This is a genomic window from Psychrobacter sp. BF1, from assembly GCF_019279065.1.
Taxonomy (GTDB): Bacteria; Pseudomonadota; Gammaproteobacteria; order Pseudomonadales; family Moraxellaceae; genus Psychrobacter; species Psychrobacter urativorans.
In genome coordinates, this window is record NZ_JAGYWV010000014.1 from 1 (window position 1) to 15,246 (window position 15,246).

A 15,246-nucleotide genomic window follows, 5' to 3' on the forward strand; every position below is an offset into this window, starting at 1 on the left:
CGTCAAAAGCAATATCATCTAACACTATCTTCGTTAGCGCTGACAAGGTATCTAAACTCACACTAGCTGTACTGCTGGTGTTGGATAATTGTTCAGCTAACCACTGACGTATCTTGGCTATGCCCTCTTCTGAGCCATATAGCCTTTGTACAGCTATCAGTGCCAGCCAATGATAACTGTCTACATCGCGCTCAATTTTGGATAGCATCCCTGCGAATCCAGCGCCCAAAATATAGCGTATTTCTTCATTTTGATGGGGCAAATGAATACATAGACTTTGGGTCTCATCAATCACCTTGGCTTGCAACTTGTCACTATTATTAGCAGAATCGCTAGAGTCAACTTTATCAAAGTTCTCTAAATAATGAGCAGCCATTAGCATGGCTTTAAGACGTTTGGCTTTGGGAATAGTTTTGGCAAATTTCTGTAAGTCGTCTAGACTAAAAGTAAGCACTTCAGCGACTGCTGTTTTGACGGTAGCGTTGCTAGTATTGGTAGTATTTTTAGAACTATTAGCTTTGTTTAAACTGTCATCATTGACCTTGGGGACTTTATTCTCACTATCGATTTTCTCTTTAACCACCTTGTTAGATTCGATATTATTTGACGTATTATTGGTTGCTTCGATGCTACTGCTTGCTTGGTGACTCTCTATATCAATGTCCTGTCCTTTAGCAGATTCGGCTAACGATTGCAGATACAATACTGACGCCAAAATATGTTTGCAGGCGCTGACTGATGAGCAATTACAACTGGCATTCGTCAAACCACTACTCGGCAAGATAACCGTTTGCCCATCACTGTCTAGAATGATTTGCTCGGCACTGTTGATAGAATCATCACCTGCAATCAGCTCAATTTTATTAGCTGCCACATCTTTTTGGGCACGGCGTAATAATCCAGCATTGGCGTAGGTGGTCAAGGCGCTGTCATCATAGGCGAGATAAATACTGGCAACGCTCATCAATTTATCACCTCAGCTATCCATTCAGCAAAATGTTCAGGCGTAAGCGCTGCGATTTGCATGCCTTGCTCAGAGAGTTTTTGTGCCATTTGAATATCATAGACACTATTAGCGCTTTCATCTAAAGCGCCAAGACCAATCAGATTTACTTTTTGCCCATGCATTCTAGCCACTGAGCTCAGCAAATGCGGTACAGAGCCGCCTTCTTCAAAGTCACTAATCAAGGCAAAGATCGTACGAGTAGGTTCTGTTATTAAAGTTTCGGCATATTGCACCGCTTTGGCAATGTTAGTGCCACCGCCTAATTGTACCGTCAATAACACCTCTACCGAATCATGTGCCATATACGATAAATCAACCACATTAGTATCGAACACCAATAGTTTGACTGTTACTGCTGGCAAACTCGTCAAAATACTGGCACAAATAGCGCTGTACATCACCGAGCTGAGCATAGACGCGCTCTGATCAACACACAGTACGACCGTCCAAGGCAAATGCCGCTGCACCCGCGCATTAAATACAGGTTCGCGGATAATAATTTTATTCAGGTCTTGGTTATAGTGTTTAAGATTAGTGGCTATAGTGCGTCGCCAGTCGAAGTTCTGGCTATTGGCGATAAAGGAGCGGCGAAATCGATTGCGTCTACCCTGAATAGCGTTGACAAAATCAGGTCTGAGCTTAGCGACGATATCATCTACTACTCTTTGAATAATACGGCGAACATTGTCTCTAGTATCTTCACTCAAACGACCCCGCAAACTAAGCAAAGTTTTGGCGAGTTGCGGCGTGGGCTCTAACTGCTCCAACACTTGATCGTTTTTAAGTAAACTGGTTAATTGATAGCGTTCAAATGCATGGTTTTGTACCCGCTCAAAAGTGCTCTTTGGAAACAAATCTTGTGCTTGATTGAGCCAATTAATCGCGGTTAATTGCGAATCGTCGAGCGAACCGCCTTGTCCACTGAGGCGGCTACCCGTTTGACCACGCCGCTTACCCAACATATCGCCGCGATTGTCATATTCTCGATTGTATAAATAATCGAGACTGCGCTCCAAACGCATTTGCTCGTTATTTAACGCCACATCCGACAAGGCTTTATCACTATAACGCCCTAAAATAAGACGCCAACGTGCGAGGCTATCGCTGTTACTATCGTCGGCAATGTCGGTTGCAGCAGTAGACTTAGCGTTTTGTGCGTTATTACCTGATGGCGTTGGCAAATCAGCAGATAAGTCAGTGGGTAAGTTAAAATCATTCATCATTGGCCACTCCAGCCTATCAGTCCACGTTCAGTCAATAGTTGCTGCAACTGCTGGTTCAGTACCAGACCCTTTAGCATGTCGCTTTCACTAATCTGACCTTGAAACTGTGTCACTTCAGTGCTGGAAACTCCATGTAAGGTAGCGACTTGCTGCGCCAGCTCATTGGTCTGCATAGGTTTGAGTGCTGTAAACGCCAAGCGCAAATCTGGTAGCAGCGCAATAAAAGTTGCCTTATCCCACTGCGAAACCAGACGATCCAGCATTTGTGTCATCGCTTGGTGATGCAAAAACAGAGTTGGTACGGCTTCCATCATTCCTGATAAATAAGCCACTGCTTGCTCGGCATGAGCGCCAACGCCAAAATGCAGCTGCAATTGATCGGAGAGCTGACTCTCATTACTGATATTATCGATAAATGATAGGGCATGCACGGCTCCGAGCAATAAATCAATATCCTGCCAGTCGGGCAATAATCTGTTCAAGGTTATATGATATTGGCTGAGCAGATCGCTATCATTTTGGAAGTCTTGGACAGCGTCAAAATTTATATTAACAGTTGGAACTATATTGTTAGTTGGCTGAAGATGAGCAGCGGTAGCAACCGTGTTTGTAGTAGCACGCAAGATAGAATTTATTTGTTTTAATAAATTTCGCAAACTTAAGATCTGAGTTAAAATCTCTCGGACTTGATCGTCATTGGGCGTTTGTAGTTGCGATAATAAAAAAAGACTAGTTACTGGAATTTGAGCAATAAGATCGATTAACTGTTGATCGTCTTGTAGTTGTAAAAAGCGTTTACCCGTCCACAAATACATTAGATGTTGGCCACAAGCCAGCACCGAAGCCAAATCTGGATCATGCGGCAAAATATCTTTTACTTCTTTCAATAAATTATCAATTTGTTCTGTCAAACCCATCATCGATGCTTGAATCAATAGGCCAATAAGTTGAGCTGAGGACTGACTTTGAGCTTGCTCATCGAACTGTTCACGCTGTTTTAATAAGCGCTGGATAGCCAACTGATAAATATCCGAGCCTTCTTCGGACAGCTCTATCAAACGCGCTTCTATTTGCGGTGTCCAAGCGTAAGTCCACTCTTCAAACAGCAAGTGCAGTTGCCCACCGTGTAAGAAATCAGGACCGCTCAAACGTCTAGCGAATCCGACGTCCAAAAACGCTAGCAGGTGCAGCAAGCAACTACGCTGACGATGGTTAGCATCTCGTAAAACGTCGAGCTTGGCGGTTTTGCTTAAGGTATCATCGAGCTTAAAACGATTTGATTTGATTAAATCATAGACTTGCGCTAATAACGGCGGTGTACTTCCAGTACTAATCACTTGTCCGAGTTGCGAACCACCTAGCTGTTGCTGCAGCAATCGGTGGAAGCTTTGCGTGCCGTTGTCACTACTACCCTTCAAAAAACTACTATAGCAAGCGTCCATTAAATCGAAGCGCCCAGTCAAACGATGTCCCCGTAACTCAGCCAAACGGATGGCTTGCTCGCTGGCGGTTTTGACGGTAATAAAATTGCTGAGACTAATTTTCTCACTACGCAATTGCTGAGAAAAATCGCTGAGGAAATCAATGACTAGGCGGTGACGGGCTTGGCTTTCACTTTGTTTATTTTCCTCGCTTTGACTAAGCTTAGGGCTGTTACTAGGCTCAGGGCTGTTATCGAATGCCAGTCTTTGTTGCCAACACTTTTGATAAAAAGCTGGCGATGGCATACCTGAAGCATAGCCATTTAACGCATCCAACCTATCAAAACTATAGCGAATCAACCATGACTCATCAGGGGTAGTATTGATGGCGGAAGCAGGAAAATTAATTTCGGTGTTGACCTTATTTTTGACCGTTTTTACAGCTTGTTTATTCGGTTGTTCGATCAGCTGTTGATATAATAATTCAATTAAAGCCAAGGTATGAAAACCGCCAGTTACCACCACTATTTCAGGCTTTTTCGCTTTAGAGTTGGTTTTAGAGTTAGAGGCTTCATCACGATGAAAGTGATAGCGAGCCACAATACATTTGACCATGTGCTGTTCACGTACTAATGCGCTTTCTGACTCTAGCACATCCTGCTCATAATCCAAACGTGACATGGCGCACCAGATTAGCACTTTATAAAAGAATGTCTGCCACGCTCGTAATTCAAGCGTGGTATCTAGCTCAAACAGATGTTCCCAGACTTCATCATGGTCTCGGCAATGCAACTTATCTGCCAGTGCTTTTATGTACTGACTGTGCGCAAGATAGCGCTCTTGCTGTAAACTCTGTGTCTGCCATGTTTGCTCAGAATTTACTCGTTCACGATGCTCAACTTGGTGTGACCATGGCAAATCAATACATTCAACATGTGGCGGTTTAGCTAAAGAAGGGGTACTTTTAAAACGCAGCGCTACCCATTCAGGTGAATAGTCACAAAAAGGAAAATAGGCAGAATAAATTCGCTTGCGCCCCTTTTTCTGCTTACTGTCTTTATCTTCCTTAGAACTGATGTCATTGCTGGTTTTGGACCCTTGCTCACTATCGTTGACAATAGTACTCGCTTGCGTTTGGCAAAGAACAGCTAAAGGCGGCCTGTTATCGGGGTGTTGTAGATCAAGCAATAAATCATTAAAGCTAGCCGGCGCTTCGATAAGAATATCAGCAGGTTGTAGCTGGCTAAGTGCCTGTCCGGTAGCAAAAGCGCAAGCGGGACTGTGATGACGCACGGGCAATAAAGTAATGCCCAACTCATTGAGCGCTTTTAGCTGAGCTAGAGCAGTAATAAGACGTGCTGGTAACCGATTTTCCATAATTAAAAACACGCCTTGTTGTAAAGTTGGATTTTAATTAACAAGATTGATTAAATTATTTTCAACACCGCTTGTTAACCATTACTGCCAAAAGCGTTTACCTTCTTCATAAAAGGCTTTCCATGTTTTATCTTTTTTTGCGCGCTCTTTTGCGACGTTGTCCATATAAAAACGAATGCGCTTGATATCATCGGGATTATCCTTGAGCACGACACCGATAATCTGCTTGGCGACCGCATTCGCTGACAATGATTTGTCGCCCAAATAATAACCTTCTAACGCCGAAGCATAGGCCACATTGAACGCTTCTGCTGATGACATGACCGCATCAGGGGTTTTGATATTAGTACCTGATTGGGTTTGACCTTGACGCAGCTCTTGAAAGACTGTGACCAATAGATCAACGACATCCTCATTGATCGTAATCTCACTGCTGATACCAGCGCCAAGATCGCCAAGCTCAGTGCGTAACTGTTTGAGTATTAACGACTTCTCAAAGGCAGGATCACTAATAGGATGTACTGTCTCAAAGTTAAAGCGACGTTTTAATGCTGATGACATTTCGTGCACGCCTTTATCTCGTAAGTTGGCGGTGGCAATAATATTAAAGCCTGCCTGCGCAAATAATCGACCCGCATCACCAAATTCAGGAATCATCATGGTTTTCTCAGACATCATCGATACGAGTACATCCTGAATCTCTGGCGGACAGCGAGTAATCTCCTCAAGCCTGACTATCTTGCCCTGCTCCATAGCTTGATAGAGCGGTGATGGCACTAGTGATTTAGTATTAGCACCTTCTGCTAGTAATAGTGCGTAATTCCAAGAGTACTTCAGATGATCCTCAGTAGTGCCTGCCGACCCTTGCACCATAAGACCAGAATCGCCTGATATCGCCGCGCTCAATAGCTCAGATAGCATGGATTTGGCAGTACCTGGCTCCCCTACTAGCATTAATCCTTGCTTACCTAATAAAGTCACAATGCAGCGATCGGCTAAAGCATCGTCCCCATAAAACTTACGGCTAATATCCAAAGCATCGTCACCTAAGATAAATTTACGTACCGCTTTTGGGGAGAGTATCCAACCTATGGGTTTAAGATTATTTTCAGCGGCATCATACTCAATCAATCGTGCCAACTCGTCAGCATAACGGTGTTCAGCGGATTGTTTGAGGATACTCTTACCCTGGTTACTGTTATTCTCAGTATTATTCTCAGTATTATTCTCAGTATTGCTGTCAGTAGCAGTGCTCATTGTTTATCCTTAATCAAAAAGCGGTCATCTATTATTTATAACAAGAACTAGTCATTTCATCCAATGCTACCAAGGGGTTTTCTTTTCCCAGTCCGCATCGAAGCCGCCAGTAGCATCAGCGACGGTTTTGTACTCGGCATAGCTTTCAGCCAATAGGATAGGATTGACATCCGTTAAGGCAACATAGTCGGTATTCCATGAATAAGATTGCTTGGTTTCAAAGCATAGCTCATACAGTACAGCTGGGATGTTTTCTTCAGGCACGTAGCTACCACTAAATACGATGACTGCTGATAAACCCAAGCTGTCATAATTTTTATAATAGCGATCGAATGAGCCGCCATCTTCGATACTGGCGCGCTTATAACCCATTTTGGTTAGCAGTCCACGCAGCGTAAAAGTATCAGTCAAATAGCCCTTGAATTCGTCGATTTGATCTTGCTCTTTTTTAAATACTGGTAGTGCGTGATCAAATTGAGTAAATTTACCAAATAGCGACTTAACCTCATAATCTTTGAGGTGCTCACGCCACTGCTCGCCCTCCTCAGCAGTGAGTAACACGCCATGCGCCAGCTTAATATAACTGTCAGCTTGCAAGCTGATTTCATCATCGTTAAAGTCTAATAAACTGCCATCGTCACTCGGACGGAAGGATACTATTTGCTTGCCGTCTCTATCAACTTCTATCCATATCAAATGAGTAATCAGGCGCTTCATAATAGGATGGGCGTATAGATATTCCTGCCAGTCGCTACTCGTCCAAAGCCGCTCGCTACACATGGCTTCATATAAGCGTATGGTCTGAGAGTCAACGACTTGTTTGAACTCTTTTTTACTATTACTAAATAAGGTTTTGGCTTCTTTGATAATAGCGGCATCATCGTTCTGTCTGGCTGCTGGTAATGATTTGATGACTTTGCCCGCTTCGTTTTTTAATACAAACTTGTCTTTGTCATCGACATAGGCACTTAGCGTACGCGTGTCATAATCGATGATTAAAATGCCATTTTCATCGAGCCCAGCGGTAGGAATGGTGCGATCTGCTAGCTCATCGGCAGTCCAGTTATTACGCTCAGCTATCGTACCCACTAACTGCTTGGCCAAGTCTTGAATGGAGCTGGTGCGATAGCGGCGTGATAGTCCCAGTAATAGCTGAATAATCAACGGATCATCACTCATAGCAAACACGGTAAGCATCGCAGTGATTTGAGAGGTGCGCCGATAATGATTTTTCATATAGTCCTGCAAGATACTGACCGTCTTGCTGCCTTCTGCTCTATAAGTAAGCGCCAGCATTCCTTTGCTTTTGATGGCTGACCCTAAGTAAATAGCCAGCTGTTCTTTCTTAATCTCTTCAATCACTTCATGCAGAGTCACATTGGCGTATTTAGCATACCAGCCGTCAGGATCATCTTTACCATAGCGCTTATAGTAATCTTGATATTGGGCAAGACGTGCAGGCGCTTCAGCGTTAGCAATGTCCATTGCTTGCGCAAGGGTTGGATTAAGAGTGTCTTCAGCGATAAAGCTCTGTAATAAAAATAACGACAAGTTGCGTTGGCTCTTGGCATCAAGTAATCCTAAATAGCGTTGCAATAGACCATTGGGTGCCGGGTCTTTGAGTTTTTCGGCTAACACTACCCACCATTGAATAATTTTGGGATTGACGGTTTTGCCATCTTGCCATTGCACTGCTGGCAAACTATCCAATTTAAACCACTCAAAGCTTTTTAATACCTTTGCCTTTAGTCCCTGTTCGGCATCTTTTAATAAGGCGGTCGGCGACAGATATTTACTGATGTCTTCACCCATGCTCTCAAGCGCCGTCAATATACTGGCGATGACGATCTCTTTTTTCTCTTTTTTGAGCAAATCATACAACGCTTTTAAGACTTCAGCTTTGTGAGCATCAGTCCGGTCATTAAGACGTGCCAGCCACTCAACGGCCGTCACTCTTATCGCTTGCTTACCATTGGCCAAAGCTTCGATAGCACGCTCATGAATATTAGGCAGCTTAGATAGCAGCTCTTGCGCATCATGCCGTAAACTTTTATTTTCGCCTAAGGCTAGCTCTAAAATTTTAGGAATAAATTGTTTAGGAATTTGCGCAAAAGCAGCTAGTATCTCGATAGCTTTGCTAGGCTCTAAACCTCGCCAATGTCCTGCAATAGAACTAGGAAGCAGTCCTAAAGCCTCTGATAAATAATCAATATTTTCCATAAAGAAAGGGACGATCTGCTCAGGTTTATTGATGTATTTAGGTAGAAGAGGCGACCAAACATATTCTAGATACTCTATAGCAATGCTACGATTTGGATGTTCGATTTGGCAATCTTTGAGTACTTGCGCATACTGGCGTAGCTCTATAGTGGCTAAATTCTCAGGTTTGATGTAATTCTCTAGCTGATAACTCCTGACTGAATCGCCACTTTTTGCTAGACGGATGGCGTGATGCAAACCAAATTCTGGTAGGTTTTTTAATCGATTCTTATAAGCGCACAACTCAATCATATTGCTATTATCAAGACTGCTTATTTTACCTTTGCCATTGAGGGCATCGATTAGGTTGTGACCATACTGCTCAGGTTTTAGCTTTTTCCACTCACGATAGTTTTTTTGTGACCACGTATATTTATAATCAGAGGTTTTATTTTGCTCAGCTTCTTGCTCGGCAGCGAGCTGTTTTTTCTCCAATAGCTCTGCATAATTTTGCGCTAGTATTTCCACGCTACTATATGGGAGATCTTGGCTAACTATGGCCGCAAAATCGCTCACTACATACTCCACTTCCGCTAATTGGGCGACACTATCTAATCGACTGAGCGCCGACTCTAGCGCTTGAATCACCGATTTCTGCTTTTCATTAGCTAAAGCTTGCTCTAGTATTTCGCGACTCTCAGCGCTATTATCACCACCATCAACGTCTTGCTGCGCGCCCTGTCGGGCGATGATATCAGCGATTTCTCGACGTTGTTTGCTGCTGCCATTGGTTAACAACTCAATCAGATAAGGCTTTATTTCTGCTTGCTCAAACAGATTGATTTTGGCCAGTGCCAACTCGCGCACTGTTTTGCTAGTGCTAGTAGCTAAGGTGGCGACTAGATAAGGGGATTGCTTGATAAAATCAGGATGATACTTGGCGAAGCTGTCTATAAACTGCTCTTGCCCTTTGGCCGATAAGGCAGGAATTAGCTCATCTAACAATGCTTTGTGCTGTTGCAACAGCTCTATAGTGTCTGCAAACTGATAAAGCAAATGTAGGCTATCACTGTAATAACTGTCCACCTCTTTACGCTCAAAGATTTGTGAAAGTAATAAACGATAGGCATCGCTATCCTCCTTATTTTGCTCATCGGCTTTTAAGACAGCCAGCAGATGGGCATGCGACCAATTATTCCGATGTTTGATGTCACTGTTGTTGTTTCTCTCAAGTGAGGTACTTAATCCATCAGCGATGAGATAAGTGAACCATTCTGGGCTTAGTGGAGATAGCACTTTATAATTTTTGAGTTGGGTGACTGCAGCCAAAAACTTACTATAACGGATAATTTGCTCAGGGCTTAGGGCTTTGAAAATTCGTTGATAGAACTTATCTCTAATTTTAACGCTATTAGCGACTTGCTTATCTTCTTTATCTGTCGGGCGATAACTCCCCCAATAATAGCCGACGGTTCCTGGGAAATTCATTAATACCCCAGCTTTGTCATCGCTGCGGTTCTGTAATTCTAATAATATATTGGGGTCGTCAGCACTAACAATATAGCTGAGAATACGTTGAGGATAGCTCTCATCCACGTTTGCTAAAGGTGCAAGAATGGCGGTGAGTTGCTCTACAGCCAGTTTATCCTCCTTGCTAGCTAAGTTAGTCATAGATTTTATTTTTTCAAAAAAACCTTTCATAAGTATTCCTTTGCTTATGTTTGTTAATTCTATATTAATAAGATTATAAGTATGATTAACGCATTTGAATACTATATTGTTAACTTAATAGCCCATATAAATGAATGGCGGCCCTATAGGTTTAGAAGGCTGCTGAATGAAAAGTAGACCTAGGGCTATTGCTGATTAATCAGATAGCTGTCAATCCTATTGGCTTGCCTAGTGAAGAACTGAATGAGAGTTTGAATTTTCAGCTGTATGCTACTGATAGTAAATAGATTAAAATATTTTTAGCTCAATGCCTAACTTCTATGACAAGCTTTTTTTGGGCAAGCTCATCAAGATATCGATCTATGATCTGGGTATTGTGTCTATCCAAATGTGCATCCCATTCATCAAGCATTACAATATTACTTTGATCATCCCTTCTAATTTCTTGAATTTGTTTGATTAGTTGTTGTCCTGTTGAACCCTGATGCTGTTGGTCTGTTTTGTAATTAAAATACAAATTGTGCTTAGCGGGTAAATAGTAAGTCTGTTCTTGGTAGCGGGCTTTAAGCTTGAGCAGCATACAAGATTTACCAACGCCATTATTACCAACTAACGTTATCCTACCCTGCTTGGGAAGCTGTGTTGAATCAAAAACTTCCCCAGTTTGCTTCACCCTTATTTGGTCTGCCTGAATATAGCTATCTAAATTAACAGTAACAGGTTTTAAGATTTGCAAAATACCCTCTAGCATAGTTTTAAGAACGCCAATACTAGTGTGATAGCCAACCAACGCATAGCACATTTGCAACAGTTGAATTTGTCTTGGCAGCGTTGCAATTAATACCGCCATCGTCGCAGCATCGTGCCAGTTGTTATTAAAGATACATCCCGTGACCACAAATACCGGCAGCATAAGTATGATCATACCAACGCTTGAATTGATATGCTGGATTGAGGTGGATTTAACGCTGTTATGCTTAGCTGTTGCGAAGCTCTTTTGAACTATATGGTTATATAACGTGTAGTTATGCTTGTTAGAAATAACGACATTATCCCAACTATCAAAAAGCTTAGCCGAGACTGTTGGTCTGTTTTTGCGGCCATTTTTAGAGCATGGCGTCTAAGATGTACAAACACAGAAGCGAAAATAATTCCTACTGCATAACCAAGCAATAAGCTACCATCCAAAAACCAAGCAATGACTAACACGTTAAATAAGACATTAAGCACCAAAGCTGAAATGTCAAAAACACTATCGATAACTGTCTCAAGGGTGTACTTGCTTTCTTGGGCGAGAGTTGTCGTTGCCGTACTCTGCAACTCGTCGCTGGATAACAAATAGCTCTTGCCTAAAAATACAGTATGAAAGGCGTCGTTATAAAGCTTATGAGCGTCGTACTTAGCACGCTCCGTATTGGTGACACAAAAGTAGACAGGCACATAAACTGCTAGCAAAGAAACGGCAAATAGCACCATATAGAAAATCGAGATGGTGTCTTGAGTTAAACTTTGTGCAAGGCGCGCAATAAAGTACGTTGATGAAGCAACGATGATTTGCTGGATCAGCAAAAATAGCAGTGCAACCTGCAAATGCTTATTTAGTATGAGTTTATAAAGCACAATTTATTAACACCCTCTAAGATCAAAACCCAATAATGCAGCAAGTAATGGCCTGTTACTACTCAAGAACTATAAAAGGATACCAAAATAATAGATAGTAGGATAATCAGATTACTGACCCCTACTCTCAAATTCGTAACAAATAACCAGAAGAACCCAATCAACTAGCTTGGAAATAAAACCCCATCTGCTCTGGCGTTTTATAACCTAAATCCTTTTACCTTTAATTCAAATGTCAGTTCGACTGTTAGTTAAACTGTAAGTACAACTCTTGTATTACATCGCTGCAAAATTAAGCGCTCCCATCCTAGTACCACTCACTATATTTAAGACTGTCCATGATTTATAGAGGCTGAAATATCGGTTGATCTTAGGCTTTAAAGCGGGTTGCCTTATTTAGTTGTATGACCTAGACTCTACTAGCCATAACTTTTAGTAAAGGTATTACTATCAAGGATGGTTATATCAATAAAATTTAAAAATATTTGAATAATTAGGTAGTTAGATAAAAATCGCCCAGTATTATTAAGGGTAATGATAATAAATTAAGGAAGAATAAAAAATGAAAATAGTAATCTTAGAATCTCTAGGAATTAGTGATGCAGAGTTAAATATAATAACAAAACCTTTAACCGATAGTGGGCATGAGTTAGTTGTGTATGACGACGGAAAATTAGATGATGAGACTATCAAGGTAAGAATTAAAGATGCAGAGATTTTAGTACTAGCTAATACGCCACTGAGTAGCGATGTGATCGATGCTGCCGAAAAACTAACTTATATCTCAATCGCTTTCACTGGTTATAATCATATCGATTTAGCAAAATGCAAAGAAAAAGGCATTAAAGTCTCAAATGCTGCAGGTTACAGCACAAACTCTGTAGCAGAGCTGACTTTTGGCCTAATAACCGCTTTATTACGTAATATTGTACCTTTAGATGCAGTCACTAGAGAGGGCGGTACAAAGACTGGCTACAAACAGACTGATTTAAACGGTAAAACTTTGGGCATATTAGGGACTGGCGATATCGGTAGCGCAGTAGCTAAATTAGGTTTGGCTTACGGCTGCCAAGTCATTGCTTATAACAGAAGCGTAAATGCAGAACTGATAGACAAAGGAGTAGAATACAAGGCATTAGATGATGTGTTAAAAACCAGTGATATTGTCACCCTTCATATCCCCCTAACCGATGACACCAAAAGCTTGATTGATACAGACAAGCTGGCATTGATGAAAACCAGTGCATTGTTAATCAACACTGCCGTTGGGCCGATCGTTGATAATGCTGCATTAGCAGCAGCACTACACGCTGGCACAATCGCTGGTGCTGGCTTAGATAGAGTAGATATGGAGCCACCAGTTCCCACAGACTATCCTATCCTAAACGCTCCGAATACGGTTCTTGTCCCGCATATCGGCTATGCAACAGAGGAAGCTATGATCAGAAGAGCCAGAATTACCTTTAACAATATTATCAAATGGGAAAACGGCCAACAAGAAAACATAGTGCTTTAAAACAGCTCAAAACAAACCTATCGTCACGGTAGGTTTGTTTTATTGAGTATAATAAACAGAGGTTATAGGAAGGAAGTTTTTCACATAAAATAAGCGCATCATTGAATAATAAATAGCCTGCTAAGCTAGCCATAAAGCTATTAACGCACTACCCCGTCTATCTCGACATCAAGCAATATCAAGCAATGTTAGCCAATATCATCAGCTATACATGCGCATACCACTATCTATCATCACTTTTTTTATCTAAAGCTTTAATATTATTAGTAATAAAGCCATCTGCAATCCGTTTAGCTATAACTGTAGTTTGCATTTTTATGCAACTCGTAGTATAGGCTTTTTTATAACGGGTACTAAGGGCATGCACGCCGCTCATGGTGTAGAGAACAGCACTATCGTCACTACTATGTGCCGCAACGGTAATAAGTTTGGTATTCGCGTCTCGCACATGGAAGGATTCCAATGGATTACCGGACTCGCTCAGCAAGTCATGGGTCCCATGTTTGCCGGCTAGCAGCCAGAAGACTCAGGTCTTGGTATTGGTGATAGTTCAATTACTGAAACTTTTGGTATTAGTGGATTCGCCATGGCGGCTGCTCTGGCAATTAGTTTTTTGGTCGGTGGTACTAAAGACGCTGGTATCGGTATGATTGGCGCTGGTGTGGTTAACCCGCCGTTTGAAGTGTTTGAAAAAGCGATCGTTAAGTTGGCAGCTTCAATGAACTAAGTAATTAATCGATGTAACTGGCTTTGACTGCATTAATAATAAACTCATCAACAGACCTGTCTATATAAAATGCGATTTATGGCATCCCAGCTGATAGTGCTTGGTACACAGCGCTATCTGGGATCGGTTCTGCATAGCCAATGGTTGGAGGCGCTAATATATGATAGGCGCAGTATGATGTTATCTGCTCGGCAAAATGAGTACTAAAAAATAAGTACTCATCATAAAAGAATAGCAGAAACTAGACCGCTAAGGAGTAATTATGGTTCCAGCGTGTTCGGCTATAATAGCTTCAATTTCATTTAGCTCTCCAATCATGGCATTATTGCCTGAATGCTTTACGAACTGCTGGGCGGCCTTAACTTTTGGTAGCATACTACCAGCTCCAAACTGACCGTCGTCTATATAGCGTGTAATGTCATCACTGCTAACCCTGTTTAAGGCCGTCTCTTGAGGGGTACCAAATCCCAGCATAACGGTCGATACTGTGGTCAATATAATAAATTGGTCAGCCCCCAAAAGTTCCGCTATCAAAGCTGCTGAAGAATCTTTATCAATCACCGCTTCTATACCTTGCAAGCTATTATCAGCTTGCTTGATGACTGGTATTCCACCGCCCCCTGCGACAATGGGTATTATTCCTGCGTTTATTAAAGCTTTGATTGCATTAGTCTCAACTATTGTAACCGGTGCTGGTGAAGGCACGACACGTCGCCAGCCACGGCCAGAATCTTCATGGAAAGTATAACCTTGTCCATCAGCAGCATTTATTGCTTCATCTTTAGAGTTATAAAATGGACCTATTGGCTTATCTGGACTAAGAAACTTTGGATCATCTTTATTAACAACCATCTGGGTAGTTATAGAAACAGCCTGTTTATTAAGATTGTTTTTTTGAAACTCATTATTTAGTGCTTGCTGCAACCAATAACCAATTGAACCTTGCGTCATCGCGACACAAGTATCTAGTGGCAAAGCAGGTATCTCCTTAGAATCAATGGCGTGCTGTGCAAGTAGTATATTACCAACCTGCGGTCCATTACCGTGCACTATGATCAGCTGATGACCTTGGCTGACGATTGCAGCTAGCTTTACTGCAGTCTCGCAAGCTACTGCCTTTTGAGCAGTGGCTGATGCCTCGCCTTTACGCTGCAATGCATTTCCACCTAATGCTACGACAATTATTGCCATCAATGCCTCCGTTTCTTTTTAATATTTAGGGTTTTTAT

10 protein-coding genes and 1 pseudogene are annotated in these 15,246 nt (G+C 42.0%); 3 read left to right on the top strand and 8 right to left on the bottom strand.

Annotation, left to right across the window (positions count from 1 at the left end):
* The 7 genes and pseudogenes from KZA12_RS13070 to KZA12_RS14970 form a co-directional block, all read right to left on the bottom strand.
* Nucleotides 1–964, bottom strand: a pseudogene (locus KZA12_RS13070) (hypothetical protein); the annotation flags it as partial.
* On the bottom strand, nt 964–2,130 hold the full coding sequence (locus KZA12_RS13075; protein ID WP_373416629.1) for a VWA domain-containing protein: 1,167 nt from the start codon (nt 2,128–2,130) through the stop codon (nt 964–966). The pseudogene KZA12_RS13070 and the gene KZA12_RS13075, both read right to left, overlap by 1 nt.
* A 95-nt stretch (nt 2,131–2,225) precedes the next feature.
* On the bottom strand, nt 2,226–5,027 hold the full coding sequence (locus KZA12_RS13080) for a DUF5682 family protein (RefSeq protein ID WP_218690521.1): 2,802 nt from the start codon (nt 5,025–5,027) through the stop codon (nt 2,226–2,228).
* Nucleotides 5,028–5,108: 81 nt separating this feature from the next.
* Nucleotides 5,109–6,284, bottom strand: a complete 1,176-nt coding sequence (locus KZA12_RS13085; RefSeq protein ID WP_218690522.1) for an AAA family ATPase — start codon at nt 6,282–6,284, stop codon at nt 5,109–5,111.
* A gap of 66 nt (nt 6,285–6,350) precedes the next feature.
* A complete protein-coding gene (locus KZA12_RS13090; RefSeq protein WP_218690523.1) occupies nt 6,351–10,184 on the bottom strand; it encodes a DUF4132 domain-containing protein in 3,834 nt (1,277 codons plus the stop codon).
* A 274-nt stretch (nt 10,185–10,458) separates the two neighbouring features.
* The gene (locus KZA12_RS14965) at nt 10,459–11,067 is read right to left on the bottom strand and encodes an ABC transporter ATP-binding protein (RefSeq protein WP_256932975.1); all 609 of its coding nucleotides are present in this window, start codon (nt 11,065–11,067) and stop codon (nt 10,459–10,461) included.
* A gap of 89 nt (nt 11,068–11,156) precedes the next feature.
* Nucleotides 11,157–11,774 carry a hypothetical protein gene (locus KZA12_RS14970; RefSeq protein ID WP_256932976.1) on the bottom strand — a complete coding sequence of 206 codons (618 nt, stop codon included), beginning with the start codon at nt 11,772–11,774 and terminating at the stop codon, nt 11,157–11,159.
* Nucleotides 11,775–12,336: 562 nt separating this feature from the next.
* Between KZA12_RS14970 and KZA12_RS13100 the strand changes: the two genes are divergently transcribed.
* From KZA12_RS13100 to KZA12_RS13110, 3 genes are all read left to right on the top strand, one after another.
* Nucleotides 12,337–13,290, top strand: coding sequence for an NAD(P)-dependent oxidoreductase (locus KZA12_RS13100; protein WP_218690524.1), 954 nt, complete (start codon nt 12,337–12,339; stop codon nt 13,288–13,290).
* Between the two features lie 361 nt (nt 13,291–13,651).
* Nucleotides 13,652–13,804 (top strand): DUF1116 domain-containing protein, encoded by a 153-nt coding sequence (locus KZA12_RS13105; protein ID WP_218690525.1) that lies wholly within the window; start codon nt 13,652–13,654, stop codon nt 13,802–13,804.
* A 72-nt stretch (nt 13,805–13,876) separates the two neighbouring features.
* Nucleotides 13,877–14,017, top strand: a complete 141-nt coding sequence (locus tag KZA12_RS13110) for a hypothetical protein (RefSeq protein WP_218690526.1) — start codon at nt 13,877–13,879, stop codon at nt 14,015–14,017.
* A gap of 249 nt (nt 14,018–14,266) precedes the next feature.
* Here KZA12_RS13110 and arcC read toward each other — a convergent pair whose 3' ends face one another.
* Nucleotides 14,267–15,208 carry a carbamate kinase gene (arcC, locus tag KZA12_RS13115; RefSeq protein WP_218690527.1) on the bottom strand — a complete coding sequence of 314 codons (942 nt, stop codon included), beginning with the start codon at nt 15,206–15,208 and terminating at the stop codon, nt 14,267–14,269.
* Between the last annotated feature and the right edge of the window lie 38 nt (nt 15,209–15,246).